Source organism: Bacteroides sp. DH3716P, from assembly GCF_025914115.1.
GTDB lineage: Bacteria > Bacteroidota > Bacteroidia > Bacteroidales > Bacteroidaceae > Bacteroides > Bacteroides ovatus.
In genome coordinates, this window is sequence record NZ_CP083673.1 from 1,984,947 (window position 1) to 1,999,434 (window position 14,488).

Sequence of the window (14,488 nt, forward strand, 5' to 3'; positions counted from 1 at the left end):
ACTGTTTTTAGCTTGTTGTTTTCTTTACATTAAGGCAAATTTCTAGCCCAAGTACTTCGCAAATTTTTTCTATTGTTTTTAAGGAAGGGTTTCCTTTTTCTCGTTCAATGTTCTTGATTGTGGATAAACTTATCTCTGATATTTCAGCTAAATCCTCTTGCGAAATTCTGAGGATGCTTCTTCTGCTTTTCAATACTTTATAAAACTCCATAGTTTGATATAATGAGCTAATTATGTAAATATAGTGAGAATGTATTGGAATATCTATAAAAGTTTAATTTAATAAACTTCTAACTAATCAAAATACATTCAATTGATGATTTATTAAGATGGCTATATATTTATTGATTTTCTGATATACTTATTGTTGTTTATATCTTGAAAAACTTTATCTTTGCACAGGCAATTGTTATCTATAGTGATGAAGTATAGGTAGTTATAGGTGATTTTTCCTATAATCATTGATTTATTATAATAACTGTGGTAACTTGTGCTATTTTTGATATGCTAATAGATACTTATTGTGTTTTTGGCACGATTTTGGCACGGTTTCTGTGTAATTTCTTGATTTACAGTATTTATTACTTTTGAGGAAGTGAAATAAAATCGCTGAATAAGACGATTGAAATAATAGAAAAGGGGCTGAAAGTCATAGACTTTCAACCCCTTTTTATTTTTGAATGACTATTATTCTATATCGGAAAGTTCAAAAAAAAGTCCGTACGTCTTTTTTTTAGGGCGATTTGTCGAATAAATTTTCTGGTAATGAAAATGTAGCTTATCTTTGGTATAACAAAATAACATGTAATGGGTATGAGAACAATTTATTTTCTATTATTTCCCTTGTTTTTGTTTTTTATAGTATCCTGTACTGAAGATGAAGTAGATCCTAACTTCTCGATAGAGAATGTCGGAGATGTCGTGATGGGTTCGGCTAAAGGTTCGCAGGTAACAATCAGTTTTACGAGTACCCGTGAATGGAAGGCGAGTACAGTTGCGGATTGGTTTACAATCGCTCCGGTTTCGGGAGAAGCGGGTACGTGCAATATTACGCTTACTGCTATCAGTGAGAATATAACAGGAAGTGTACGTACGGCAACGCTTACATTAACTTCCGGGACATTGACACAAAACATAATCATAGAGCAGGAGCCGGCAGAATTTGTGAATCTTGAGCAGAATATATATAATGTATCTGTTGAAGGTGGGGAATTGGATATTAGATTCTCTACGAATATAGCTGAAGATGAATTGTTGATTTATGGTTCTTTGGGTACTGGCACTTGGCTGACACAGGAGACAAAGACTCGTGCATCCTCTTCCTACATGCTTAATCTGACTGTATTGCCTAATACTGATGGTGTTTCCCGTACTGCCTATATCTACTTTGTGAAAGTAACTGATATGGAATCAATCGTAGTAGAGATAGTTACTATCATACAAAGGGGGGAAGTGGCTAGTGAATCTACTGATTATTCGTCAGATAAAAAAGTACGTGTTCTGCAAACAGCAAAGTTGGGAAAAGGGCTTCCTATTGTGCTTATGGGCGATGGATTTATAGATACTGAAATTAACGATGGAACTTATGATGCGGTTATGGACAAAACTTTTGAGAATCTTTTTACGGAAGAACCCATCAAGTCACTTCGAGATTATTTTAATGTATATGCAGTAACTGCGGTTTCGAAACACAATATTTTTGGTACAGGATATGAAACAGCGCTTGGTTGTGAACTGGCGGGTGGAAACAGTACGGGGATTTCCGGTGAAGATAATGCTGTACAACGTTATGTACAATGCGTGGATAATATAGATATGAGTGAAACATTGGCTGTTGTAATTCTAAATTCTCCTGCGTATGCAGGAACTACTTATTTTGGTTATACTAATCAGACGAAAGTGGTTGAGTTTGCTATTGCTTATTGCCCGGTGATATACGATTTGCAAAGTGAAAGTTTCAGGCAGGTACTTGTACACGAGGCTGTTGGACATGGTTTTGCCAAATTGGAAGATGAGTATGCTTATCAGGAAAATGGGACTATTTCTTCTAAAGAAATAAAAAATGTACAGTATCTGCAGACATTAGGATGGGCGCAGAATGTTGATTTTACATCCGATCCATCTCAGGTACTTTGGTCTGCTTTCTTGAATGATAATCGGTATGTGTCAGAAAAACTGGGAGTATTTGAAGGGGCATGTACTTATATAAAAGGGGCGTATCGTCCTTCGGAAGAGAGTATGATGAATAGTAATACCGAGGGATTTAATGCTCCTTCCCGTAAAGCGATATATGATAAAATAATGGAAAGAAGTTTGGGTACACAAATGTCTTATGAGGAGTTTGCCGTATTTGATTTGCAGAATAAATCACAAACGCGCAGTGCTAAACCAACTGTAGGACCAAGTAAACCATTCACACGTCCTCACTTTGTAAATAGAATGTTAGATAAGTAAAGCAGATGAGGCTGAACTTCAAATTTAGTTTTGAGTTCAGCCTCATCTGGACTTTATATGTAACGTATTTATTTTGAATCAGAACTTTATTGCAGTATACAGCCTATACAGAAACATTAAAGCTGTTGTATAGTGGGTACTATACTTTTGTATTCCATTCTGGCTTAGATACAAATTACGTTAAGTACAGTATTTCTCTAATCTTTTCCCGGTTGCCTACAATCCAGACGAGATCCCCTAATTGGAAAGTTGTGTCTTTATCCAAGGTAATCAGTTCGTCATTTCGTTCAATGGCTACAACAATACTGTCATGCTTCTCTCCTAAATGAGACTGCGCGATAGTCTGATTTAAAAAGCGGAATTCTTCGTCTACCGTGAAAGAGTGGAGAGTTATCTTTTTATCCACTGCATCTGTATCTGATGTGCTTTTTACATCTTCTATTCTATTTCTAAATTCCTGTAATTGTGTATCTGTACCAACTACTGTCAATTTATCCTGCGGATAGATGTGTTCAGAGCTTTTCGGTATATATATGTTCAGATCGCCACGAGTGATTGCGACGACATTTACTCCAAAATTTTGCCTGAATGAAAGTTCTCCTAAAGACTTGCCGATGTAATCGGAATAAGGCGATACTAGGATAGATGTCAAGTCAAGGTCTTTATCATTGAATTCGCTATTGAAACTTGTTTTTAGCGGGTGCCGTTTTTTAGCTACCTCTTCTCGTCGGTTAAGATTGGCAAGGAATCTTGTTTCCAATCGTGAATATTGCGTGAGGTCTTCCCTAAGAATAAGAATCAATGCTACTACGGCTATGGCAATAATCACACTTATTCCCCAGTTGAGTTTAAAGTAGCTGATGACTACACTAGTGATAAAGAAAAGAGCAACAGATACACGTCCCAGAACCAGGGAAACCAGGCGTCCGTGATTGTAATTCTCGTCTCTCCATAGCTTCAGGAATAATTCCGAAGAGTTGTATTTGTTGGAGATGAGCGCCCATAAAAAAGGAGTCATAAGCAGAAGAGTACCCAGACACATCACCAATTTGATCCATATAGTGATAGGAGTAAACATTTCGCTGATGGCGGGATAAATGATTTGTATCGACAGCAGCCAAATAGCAGTGAGCAGTACGCTATAGATGACAACTCTCCCAATCATGTTTTTTAGTAATTTCTTCCAGTCACTATCGTGGTTCATGGTCTTCTTGCCGGAAGCATAACGATCTAATGTCTCCTGTACTTTAGTAGGCAATATTTTGTAAAGCCATTCGGCAAAAGGATTGGCTAAACGGATAAAGTAAGGAGTCGTGAAAGTGGTAATAACAGATACAGCCACAATGATAGGTGAAATAAACGGATCAAGCACTTTGAGCGAAACACCCAGTCCGGCAATAATGAAAGCAAACTCTCCGATTTGTGCCAGGCTGAATCCGGATTTGATGGAAGTGTTCAGTGGTTCTCCGGATAAGAGTACGCCAAACGAAGAGAAAATGGCTTTGCCGATAATGGTAACCAGTGTAATGATGATGACAGGCCAGGCGTATTCTACCAATACAGCCGGATTCACCAGCATACCGACCGAAACGAAAAAGATAGCTCCGAAGAGATCTTTTACCGGTTGTATGATATGTTCGATATGTTCGGCCTCGATGGTTTCGGCAAGGATAGATCCCATGATAAATGCTCCTAGCGCTGTTGAAAAACCTGTGTAAGTAGCCAATACCACCATTCCCAGACAAAGACCGAGAGAGACAATCAGAAGAGTTTCGTTATTCATCAACTTCTTTGCTTTTTTGAGAAAGGCCGGAATAACGAAGATACCTATGAGAAACCACAGGATTAAAAAGAAAACGACCTTGAGCACACTTATCAGCAAATCTTCACCCACAAAGTCCTGACTCACTGCCATTGTGGAAAGAAGCACCATCATTAAGATAGCAATCAGGTCTTCCACTACCAGAGTACCGAATACGATACCGGTAAAACGTTGGTTACGCAATTCCAGATCATTGAAGGCTTTGATAATGATTGTAGTGGACGACATAGACAACATTCCCCCCAGGAAAATGGAATTCATAGTGCCCCATCCTAATAACTGTCCCACCAAATATCCAATGAGCAACATACTGATTACTTCGGTGATAGCCGTTATAAAAGCTGTGGAACCTACATTCATGAGCTTCTTAAAACTAAACTCCAGTCCGAGTGCAAAGAGCAGGAATATAACACCTATTTCTGCCCATATATTGATATTCTCAATATCTCCTACTGTAGGGAAAATATTAATATAAGGACCTGCCAGCAATCCGGCAATAATGTAACCTAAGACTAAAGGCTGTTTTAGCCATTTGAACAACAAGGTTATGATACTGGCCGATATTAATATCAGCGCAAGGTCGGCAATCAAAGTTGGCAAGTGTGACATTAGATGTGGGTTTATTTATTATAACATTCCTGATAGATAATATGTTTCCATCTATAAAAAGATGGAAACAATATAATAAATAGCTGCAGCTAAGAGTCCACTGACTGGAATTGTAAGAATCCAGGCAGTCATGAGGCTTTTGGTTACTCCCCAACGAACGGCAGAGAGGCGTTTAGTTGCACCTACTCCAATAATCGCTCCTGTGATAGTATGTGTAGTACTAACGGGGATTTTCAACATTTCCGTAATGTAGAGAGTGAAAGCACCTGCTGTTTCGGCAATCACTCCTTCCAATGGGGTTACTTTGGTAATTTTTGTTCCCATTGTTTTCACTATTTTCCAGCCACCGGACATCGTACCGAGTGAAATTGCTGTGAAGCACGAAAAAGCAACCCAGTCGGGAAGGTCATTGATGCTGTTGATACCCATGCCCAATCCCATTGAATGGCCGGCTATCATGGCAGCGGCAATAATACCCATTACTTTCTGTGAATCGTTCAGGCCATGTCCGACGCTGAAGAGGGCGGAGGATACGAGCTGTAACCTCTTGAACCATTGCTCGGCTGTGTGGGGATGTGCGCGTCGGCAGATGTAGAGGACAAACAGAGTGAAACCGAAAGCAATGACCATTCCGATAAAAGGAGCCAGAAAGATAAAGGCTGCAATTTTAAGAATGATGTTAAGCTGAATTGCTTCAAATCCGTTTGCCATAATGGCAGCTCCTGCAAAACCTCCGATAAGGGTGTGTGAGGAAGAAGACGGAATCCCTTTCCACCAGGTAACCAGGTTCCAAGTGATAGCCGCTATAATTCCTGCTAATATAATGGGCAGGGTGATATATTGCTCTACCACAGTCTTGGATACTGTATTGGCGATACCGAATCCACCTATTATATATTTGGCAATGAAAAAGGCTACGAAGTTGAAGAAAGCAGCCCATATTACAGCTTGAAAGGGAGTAAGCACCCTGGTAGATACGATGGTAGCTATTGAGTTTGCTGCATCGTGAAAGCCGTTGATATAATCGAATATCAGAGCCAGAATGATGATAGTCACTAATAATTCCATGTGTTCCGGCTTGCTTTATGCGTACTTTACAATCAGGTTTTTGAGAATCTTACCTACATGCTCTGCGGCATCGGTCGTTTTTTCCAGTTCATGCATGATCTCCTTTATTTTGATAAGTTCAATGCAATCTTTTTCCTCTTCGAAAAGTTTGGTGATAAAGAATTCGTATACATCATCCGCCTGGTTCTCGATTTCATGCAGTTTGGAACAGTATTCACGGAGAAGAGTCGGTTTCTTACGGAATGTTTCGAGTTCGTCCATGGCTTTGCATATATAGATCGCTTCCTCCTGAATCAAACGGCTCAACTCTTTGCCATTCTCTGAAATAGGACGGGGATTGTAAATAGAGATTCGTTTGGCACAACTGTTTATTCCGTCAATGACGTCATCCATGCAGGAAGCTAAGTCATGAATATCTTCGCGGTCGAAAGGAGTGATAAAGGTAGTACCTAATTCATCAAAAATCAGGTGTGTCAGTCTGTCGCCTTCCCGTTCCAGGTCTTTGATTTTTTTGTAGTAGTCCGAACGTTCTGTAGGTGAGTCATGTTGCAAGCTTTCTATTAAAACAACTGATGCTTCGCAGAGCACTTCTGATAGCTGTTTCAGTAAAGGGAAAAATTTGGGCTCCTTTGGAGTAAACCGGCTAAAAAAAGAATTTTTCATAAGTGTAAAAACTTTAAATTGTTTTTTCTTCTCTATTTATATTAGTAACAAATGAATACAGATTATAGTTTGCTGTTTTTAAGATTTTAGTTTGGCACGTACTACCTCTATAATGGCAGGCAATACAGAGATAAATATGATGGCTACAATCAGTAACTTCAGGTTTTCCTGCACAAACGGAAGGTCGCCGAAGAAATAACCAGCATAACAGAATACGGCAACCCAGAGCGCACCACCAACTAAATTATACATCATAAAATAGTAGTAATTCATCTTTCCCATTCCTGCTACGAAAGGTGCAAATGTGCGTACTATCGGGACAAATCTGGCTAGAATAATTGTTTTCCCACCATATTTTTTATAGAACTCGTGTGTTTTCTCCAGATAACTTTGTTTGAATATCCTGGAGTTGGGATTATTAAACAGCTTTCGACCGAAGAAATGTCCTATCATGTAATTGCAGGAATCGCCTAATACGGCAGCGGCAAATAAGATAATGACAAGTATATGCACGCTGATGGGCATATCGGGTAATGTTGAAATGGCTCCTGCAACGAAGAGTAAAGAATCACCGGGAAGAAAAGGAGTGGCCACTAATCCGGTTTCACAGAAGATGATAAAAAACAAGATGGCGTATGTCCAGGCATGATAATCACGCACAATCATCACCATATATTGATCGATATGAAGTATAAAATCCAATAAAAAGTCCATTTTATATACTTTGGTTATTATTGTAATGAAAGAATGTTATAGGCTTCCAGACCATAGTGAATTCTCTTTTCACTCAAATGGTGGAGGCAAACAGAAAGTGGGGCATAAAAGACTTGAATTGTCCTATGCCGAAAAAAGATATAAAATGGCTAAATGAGTATGTGTCCTAATGAATAGATATGATATCTATCGGAATATTTAAAAAGATTGGTATAATATGAAAAACCTGTCCATTGATTTTGAGGAAGTTGAATCTTTAGCGAGCTTAGTATGCGGATAGTGACAGAAGGAATATTGAATCTTAGTATTTTTAAGGGAGAGAGGTGGCGGAAGGAAAATGGATTTAAAACGCCGTTATCGTTATTGTAATTTTGCTTTCCGGCGTATTCTTTTGTCTTGACTAGTTTCTGTTCTTGATCCAGTTGTATAATGCTAGCTTTAGAGGTATATGAATTGGAATAGGTTTGTATGCCGTTACTACCGGCTTCTAACCGGTATGCCTCTTGTGCTTCGTTGAAAATCAGATGGAATCCCCAACACAGAAATACGCCTAATAGTATACAAAATATGTACTTCATCATAACGGCCGCAAAGGTAGAAACTATTTTTATATGAAATACATATTCACAAGCATAATTAACAATTATATCAGTGATTACCGGGAATTATTCTTTGAAGTTGCTTATCGTAAATTTCATCGGAGTATATGTTATCCCATTGGTACATTGTTTCTTATTAATTCTCGGATATAACATTGGAATATGATTTCTTTTTCTTTTTTTTGTAAAAGCTGTAGGGTATTTCCAGTCTGAGCGCTCTTATAAATAGAAACGTAATTTATTTACCTTTAAAAAGCATCAGTATGAAGAATGTAGAAAAACACTTGGTTGGATGGCTGTCAATTTGTTTGCTGCTTTGTAGCTTTCCTGTGTGGGCGCAAGGAGATGCCGGAGATTATCTAACAATCGTTGGTATGGTGAAAGACAAGCAAAATAAAAAAGCTCTGGAGAACGTAAATGTATCTGTGCATGGCAGTAATATCGGCACTGTGACGAATGCGGAAGGAGAATTTGCTTTGAAAATCAAAAAAACAGAAGCGCCGCGCGAACTAGAGATTTCACATATAGGTTATGTAAATAATCATATCTCTCTGGAGAAAGAAACACCCTCTAAGTTGACGGTTTGGCTGACACCTCATGCCAACCTGCTGAATGAAGTGGTGGTGTTTGCTGAAAATCCACGTATGATTGTAGAGAAGGCAATCAGTAAGATTCCTCTAAATTATAGTGATAAGCGTGATATGCTGACGGGATTTTATCGGGAGACTGTACAGAAAGGGCGTCGGTATATCGGTATATCGGAGGCTGTAATTGATGTGTCCAAAACAGCCTACACTAATAGAAATACTAATTATGACAAAGTAAGGGTGGTGAAGGGACGTCGCCTGCTTAGCCAGAAAGCGAGTGATACATTAGCTGTCAAGGTTGTTGGCGGCCCTAACTTGAGCATCACTTTGGATGTTGTGAAGAACAAGGGAGCATTACTCGATATGGAAGAATTGAATAATTATGAGTTCTGGATGGCGGAATCCATGCTTATAGATAACCGTATGCAGTATGTTATTAATTTCCGCCCGAAGGTAATCCTTATGTATGCTCTCTTGTATGGCAAATTATATATCGATCGTGAACGCTTGTCATTTACCCGTATAGAGATGAGTCTGGACATGCAGGATAAATCGAAGGCAACCACTGCCATTCTATATAAAAAGCCTCTCGGTTTAAGATTCAAGCCGCAAGAGCTGTCCTACCTGGTCACTTATAAAGATGTGGATGGAAAAACTTATCTGAATTACATTAGCAACACAATCCGTTTCAAATGTGACTGGAAGAAGAAACTGTTTTCCACAAGCTATACAGTAGCTTCCGAAATGGTCGTGACCGACAAGAGAGAAGGAATGTTGGAGACTATTCCCAACAAAGAAGCCTTCAGCTTGAATCAAATATTCTATGATAAAGTAGACGAATATTGGAGTCCGGACTTTTGGGGAAACTACAATATCATCGAACCTACGGAATCTTTGGAGCACGCAGTGGATAAATTAAAAAAGCAATCGAATTGAAACAGGGATAGTTTTCTTATATTTGAGGTCAATCATAAAGAAAAGCAAGTATGCTGGATGAACTGCTCATACTAAAAAAGATAAAGGGAGGTGACATAAAAGCGTTTGAGGAACTCTTTCGCCGTTACTATTTTCCTCTTTGCTGTTATGCGGCAGGCATTACCGGGCAAATGGAAGTGGCTGAAGAGATTGTGGAGGAACTTTTTTATGTACTTTGGAAAGAAAGGGAGCGCTTACAGATCTTTCAGTCCGTTAAAAGTTACTTGTATAGAGCGACTCGTAATCAATCTTTGCAGTATTGCGAACACGAGGAAGTTCGGAACAGATACCGTGAAACTGTATTGACTACTTCCAACCCAGAGCAGTCAACAGATCCTCATCAACAGATGGAGTATGAGGAATTGGAGAGATTCATAAATGGAACCCTTGAAAAGCTGCCGGTTCGCAGACGGAGGATTTTCGAGATGCATCGTCTGGAAGGGCGGAAATATGTCGAGATAGCGACGCAGCTTTCGCTTTCTGTTAAGACAGTAGAGGCTGAAATGACAAAAGCCCTCCGGACATTACGAGAAGAAGTAGAAATTTATATTCACATGAAGTGATGAAAACAGATATTTATAAAATAAAGACAGATCAGGCGTGGAATCGATTGTATAATCGCTTGGACAATGACCGTTTACTTGCGAAAGTGGATGAAGGCCACCATACACGCAAATATTCACAATGGATCAGGTACGGAGCAGTTGCCGCCGTTTTGATAGGCGTCATTTGGGGAACTTTGTATTGGGTGACCGGTTCTGATAAAGAACTGGTACAGCATCTTCTTACACAGGAAAATCAAGGTGTTTCCACTTTGGCAACGACTCTCGAAGACGGTTCTGTCGTACTCTTGGCAAAAGAAACTTCCCTGTTATATCCGAAACATTTTATTGCTGATAAACGGGAAGTGAGTCTACAGGGAAATGCGTTCTTTGACGTAGCAAAGAAGCAGGGACAACCCTTTTGGATTGACACGGAGCAAGCTAAGATTGAAGTGCTAGGTACTGCTTTTAGTGTGCAAAGTGATGAAAATGCTCCGTTCCGTTTATCCGTACAAAGAGGGATAGTGAAGGTTACTCTAAAAAAAGGAAATCAGGAGTGTTATGTAAAAGCGGGGGAAATGGTAGTAGTGCGATCACAACGATTAGTCGTTTTGGATACAGATAAGGAGAATGAAGAGTGGGGGAGCTTCTTTAAGCATATACGATTTAAAGATGAATCGTTAGCGAACATTCTGAAAGTCATGAATTTGAATTCGGATAGTTTGCAAATACAAGTTGTCTCACCGGCATTGGAGGAACGTCGGCTGACTGTCGAATTCTCTGACGAATCTTCTGAAGTTATAGCTAATCTGATAGCTAATGCGCTCGGTCTGCAATGTATCCGGCAAGGAGATATTCTTTTATTATCGGAATAGAACTCATTAAAGTTGGGAAAAATGAAACAGTCTTATCATTATCTGTCCGTTCTGCTGATACTCTTCTTCTTCGTCGATATGATGAGAGCGGATGGAAGTGATGTGCTGGAACGTATAGTCAGACTTCCCAAGATAAAAGGTACTGTTTATTCATTGTTGAGTGATGTCTCTCAACAGTCGGGATATATGTTTATTTATGATAGTAAAGTCATTGATAATGATGCAGTAGTGAAGATAAAGGGAGGCGAACGTTCCATTCGTCAGGCAGTGTATGACATCGTAGGAAATACCAGTCTGGAGTTTCAAGTGATGGGCACTCACATCCTGATTACTCTCCCTTCGGAGAAAAAGGTACGTGTGCAACAAGATTTTGTTCCGGAACAGATAACAAACTTTGTCATTATCGGTACTTTGCTGGATAAGGAGACAGGAATACCTATCTCTTCTGCTACTGTTGGAGTGCGAGGAACATCTATTGGCAGTATAACGAATCAGAATGGAGATTTTAAACTGTCTTTACCCGATTCTTTGAAAAATGATTCGATTACTTTTTCTCATATAGGTTATCTTTCACAGGACATAGAGTTTGCTTTGCTGATTGGACGGCACAATATACTTAGTCTCGAACCTAAAGTTGTCCCTTTGCAGGAAGTGGTGATTCGTCGAAGTGATCCAAAGAAACTTTTGCGTGAAATGATTGAGCGGCGGAATAAGAATTATTCGCATACTCCGGTATATCTGACTACTTTTTATCGTGAAGGAGTTCAGTTGAAAAACAAATTTCAAAACTTGTCGGAAGCTGTGTTTAAGGTTTATAAGACATCCTCATATTCTTCTGTACCGGATCAGGTGAAGCTGTTGAAGATGAGTCGGCTAAGTAATGTAGAAGCAAAAGACAGCTTGCTTGTAAAAGTAAAATCCGGAATTCAGGCTTGTATCCAGATGGATATCATCAAAGATATGCCCGAGTTCCTGACTCCTAGTGTAGAGAAGGGTATTTATGACTATACTTCAGAAGGAGTAACATTTTTAGAGGACCGATTTGTAAATGTGGTGCATTTTGAGCAGAAAAAGGGAATCAGCGAACCTCTTTTTTGTGGAGAGCTATTTCTTGATTCCGAGACAAGTGCTCTATTGCAAGCCCGTCTGGAAGTTCATCCTGTATATGTGAAGAATGCGGCAGGTATGTTTGTCGAAAGGCGTACGCGTAACGTGCGAATGATTTCTCAAAAGGTGGTATATACAATTTCTTATAAACCGTGGCAAGGGACTTATTACATACACCATATCCGTGGAGATCTTCATTTCAAAGTGAAACGGGTAAAAATGCTGTTCGGCAGCCGGGATCTTCATATCTGGTTTGAGATGATTACTTGCAAGGTGGATACCGAGCAAGTGGTCGTATTTCCCCGTACAGACAGATTGCCCACCCGTACCATCTTCTCTGACACCTATTTCAAATATGATGAGAACTTCTGGAGGGACTTCAACGTGATCCCATTGGAAGAGGAAATCAGTAAACTGATAGAAAAGATCTCTTTGAAGATAGAAGAAATAGGTGATTGATTTGTTTTGTCATTCAATGAGATTGCTGTACCTTTGCATCCGGTTTAAAAGATTGTATGTTATGGAATTACCAAAAGATCCGATGATGTTGTTCAGCGTCATCAATATGAAGTTACGTGATTGTTATTCTTCACTTGACGAACTTTGTGAAGATATGAATGTGGACAAGGATGAATTAGTGAATCAGTTGAAAGCCGTGGGCTTTGAATATAGTGTGGAACACAATAAGTTCTGGTAATCATTTTCTTGTTTACAACTTATAGATAAACTACTAAAAGTGCCTTCATCGCCTTTACAAAGGATATGGAGGCACTTTTTATATCTTATGCGCAGCTTCTCTCTTACTCTTTCTTGTTAATAAAAGCAAAATGCGGATTCCCGTATTTAACTTCCCCGCTCTTCTTCGTTCTAACTAATAAAGCTCAGAAAAAGAATTGATGATAAACGAGAATAAAATTCGTGAAGCTTGTGCCTCGAATCGCGAACGGGGATTCAAGATGTTGATGGACTCTTTTCAGGTACCGATATATAATTATATCCGTAGACTGGTCGTATCTCATGAAGATGCGGAGGATGTGCTTCAGGAAGTCTTTATCCGGGTGTTCCGGTATATCGATCAGTTTCGCGAAGAAAGTTCACTGTCAACCTGGATTTACCGGATTGCCACGAATGAGAGTTTACGCTTGCTGAACGGTCGTAAAGATGAGGGAGTTGTTTCTGCAGAAGATGTTCAGGAAGAGTTGATGGGCAAGTTGAAGGCTTCCGATTATATTGATTATGAAAATGAGCTGGCAGTGAAGTTTCAGGAGGCCATTCTAAGTTTGCCTGAAAAGCAACGGCTTGTATTCAACTTACGTTATTACGATGAACTTGAATATGAAGAGATTGCCCGTGTACTGGATAGCAAAGTGGATACACTAAAAGTGAATTACCACTATGCGAAAGAGAAGATTAAGGAATATATATTAAACAGATAGAATGATGAAAAAGGATTTTGATTTTGACGATATTGGTAAACGGACACCTTACCGTACCCCCGATGGATTCTTCGAGGATGTGCAACGAAAGGTGATGGAACGCGCCGGAGTGAAGCAACAGCGGAAATCTCACATGAAGCTGATTATTTCTACGGTGATTACCATGGCGGCAGTATTGATCGGATTTTTGTTTGTTCCATCTTTGAGACAAACAGATGAGGTGAAAACGTCTTCTTCGAAAGTATTAGCTAATGGTACAGAATCTGTAGATAAATGGATTAAAGAACTATCGGATGAGGAGTTGGAAGAGCTCGTCAGCTTCTCTGAAAATGATATATTTTTGAATTAAGTAACTCAATCAATTATTTTAAACGTGAAGATTATGAAGACTAAATTTATTTATGTAATTATGGCCGTCCTCCTGATGGGAAGCCAGATGACTTTGTCTGCACAGAATACGGATAACAAACAAAAAAAACAGCGTCCTACACCAGAACAAATGGTGCAGATGCAGACTAAACAAATAGTAAAAACATTGATGTTGGATGATGCAACGGCAGCTAAGTTTACTCCGGTATACGAGAAGTATCTGAAAGAATTGCGTGAATGTCGTATGATGACTCATAAGGCGAGAACAGAGAAAACTAAAGGACAAGGCACAGACGCTAAGAAAGAACGGCCGTCCATGACTGATGACGAGATTGCGACCATGTTACGGAACCAGTTTACTCAAAGCCGTAAAATGCTGGATGTTCGTGAAAAGTATTACAATGAATTCAGCAAGATACTTTCGCAGAAGCAGATTTTGAAGATTTATCAGCAGGAGAAGATGAATGCTAATAAGTTTAAGAAAGAGTTTGATCGAAGAAAAGGACAGAAACCGGGACAGGGACATCACCAGGGGCAAAGATCTCGCGCTCCACGTCCGGACCAGAAATAAATATTAGGTTTATTTTAGATTTTCAACGGTTTAATATAACCGTTTGAAGAATAAACATTTAACTGAGTATTTGAGAAACAGTGGTAACGAGTTAGCA

The 14,488-nt window shown here is 39.3% G+C and carries 15 protein-coding genes; 9 read left to right on the top strand and 6 right to left on the bottom strand.

What is annotated here, in order from left to right; translation table 11 throughout:
• Nucleotides 1-7: 7 nt before the first annotated feature.
• Nucleotides 8-211: a helix-turn-helix transcriptional regulator gene (locus KQP79_RS07065; RefSeq protein WP_008775102.1), complete on the bottom strand. Its 204-nt coding sequence runs from the start codon at nucleotides 209-211 to the stop codon at nucleotides 8-10.
• A 596-nt stretch (nucleotides 212-807) separates the two neighbouring features.
• Between KQP79_RS07065 and KQP79_RS07070 the strand changes: the two genes are divergently transcribed.
• Nucleotides 808-2,454 carry a M64 family metallopeptidase gene (locus tag KQP79_RS07070; protein WP_061447627.1) on the top strand — a complete coding sequence of 549 codons (1,647 nt, stop codon included), beginning with the start codon at nucleotides 808-810 and terminating at the stop codon, nucleotides 2,452-2,454.
• A 175-nt stretch (nucleotides 2,455-2,629) separates the two neighbouring features.
• On the opposite strand, the gene KQP79_RS07075 is transcribed toward KQP79_RS07070, so the two are convergent.
• From KQP79_RS07075 to KQP79_RS07095, 5 genes are all read right to left on the bottom strand, one after another.
• Entirely contained in the window at nucleotides 2,630-4,885 is a 2,256-nt protein-coding gene (locus tag KQP79_RS07075; protein WP_004312493.1) for a cation:proton antiporter, read from the bottom strand.
• Nucleotides 4,886-4,936: 51 nt separating this feature from the next.
• Nucleotides 4,937-5,953 (bottom strand): inorganic phosphate transporter, encoded by a 1,017-nt coding sequence (locus KQP79_RS07080; protein WP_004312492.1) that lies wholly within the window; start codon nucleotides 5,951-5,953, stop codon nucleotides 4,937-4,939.
• 15 nt (nucleotides 5,954-5,968) lie between these two features.
• On the bottom strand, nucleotides 5,969-6,616 hold the full coding sequence (locus KQP79_RS07085) for a DUF47 domain-containing protein (RefSeq protein WP_004325331.1): 648 nt from the start codon (nucleotides 6,614-6,616) through the stop codon (nucleotides 5,969-5,971).
• 78 nt (nucleotides 6,617-6,694) lie between these two features.
• Nucleotides 6,695-7,330, bottom strand: a complete 636-nt coding sequence (locus KQP79_RS07090) for a DedA family protein (protein ID WP_061447626.1) — start codon at nucleotides 7,328-7,330, stop codon at nucleotides 6,695-6,697.
• A gap of 149 nt (nucleotides 7,331-7,479) precedes the next feature.
• A complete protein-coding gene (locus KQP79_RS07095) occupies nucleotides 7,480-7,911 on the bottom strand; it encodes a hypothetical protein (RefSeq protein ID WP_022199053.1) in 432 nt (143 codons plus the stop codon).
• Nucleotides 7,912-8,192: 281 nt separating this feature from the next.
• On the opposite strand from KQP79_RS07095, the gene KQP79_RS07100 reads away from it, so the two are divergent.
• The 8 genes from KQP79_RS07100 to KQP79_RS07135 all read left to right on the top strand — a co-directional run bounded on the left by KQP79_RS07100 (nucleotide 8,193) and on the right by KQP79_RS07135 (nucleotide 14,391).
• Nucleotides 8,193-9,452 carry a carboxypeptidase-like regulatory domain-containing protein gene (locus KQP79_RS07100; protein WP_004312490.1) on the top strand — a complete coding sequence of 420 codons (1,260 nt, stop codon included), beginning with the start codon at nucleotides 8,193-8,195 and terminating at the stop codon, nucleotides 9,450-9,452.
• A 50-nt stretch (nucleotides 9,453-9,502) separates the two neighbouring features.
• On the top strand, nucleotides 9,503-10,054 hold the full coding sequence (locus tag KQP79_RS07105; protein WP_004305689.1) for an RNA polymerase sigma-70 factor: 552 nt from the start codon (nucleotides 9,503-9,505) through the stop codon (nucleotides 10,052-10,054).
• On the top strand, nucleotides 10,054-10,908 hold the full coding sequence (locus tag KQP79_RS07110; protein WP_022199054.1) for a FecR family protein: 855 nt from the start codon (nucleotides 10,054-10,056) through the stop codon (nucleotides 10,906-10,908). Before KQP79_RS07105 ends, KQP79_RS07110 begins: the two co-directional genes overlap by 1 nt.
• A gap of 21 nt (nucleotides 10,909-10,929) precedes the next feature.
• The gene (locus KQP79_RS07115) at nucleotides 10,930-12,474 is read left to right on the top strand and encodes a carboxypeptidase-like regulatory domain-containing protein (RefSeq protein ID WP_022199055.1); all 1,545 of its coding nucleotides are present in this window, start codon (nucleotides 10,930-10,932) and stop codon (nucleotides 12,472-12,474) included.
• A gap of 61 nt (nucleotides 12,475-12,535) precedes the next feature.
• Nucleotides 12,536-12,712 carry a DUF4250 domain-containing protein gene (locus KQP79_RS07120; protein ID WP_004302174.1) on the top strand — a complete coding sequence of 59 codons (177 nt, stop codon included), beginning with the start codon at nucleotides 12,536-12,538 and terminating at the stop codon, nucleotides 12,710-12,712.
• A 199-nt stretch (nucleotides 12,713-12,911) separates the two neighbouring features.
• Nucleotides 12,912-13,451, top strand: a complete 540-nt coding sequence (locus KQP79_RS07125) for an RNA polymerase sigma factor (RefSeq protein ID WP_061447625.1) — start codon at nucleotides 12,912-12,914, stop codon at nucleotides 13,449-13,451.
• 4 nt (nucleotides 13,452-13,455) lie between these two features.
• Nucleotides 13,456-13,800 carry a hypothetical protein gene (locus tag KQP79_RS07130; RefSeq protein ID WP_022199057.1) on the top strand — a complete coding sequence of 115 codons (345 nt, stop codon included), beginning with the start codon at nucleotides 13,456-13,458 and terminating at the stop codon, nucleotides 13,798-13,800.
• 33 nt (nucleotides 13,801-13,833) lie between these two features.
• Complete coding sequence (locus KQP79_RS07135) at nucleotides 13,834-14,391, top strand: hypothetical protein (protein WP_004305707.1); 558 nt, start codon at nucleotides 13,834-13,836, stop codon at nucleotides 14,389-14,391.
• Nucleotides 14,392-14,488: the final 97 nt, after the last annotated feature.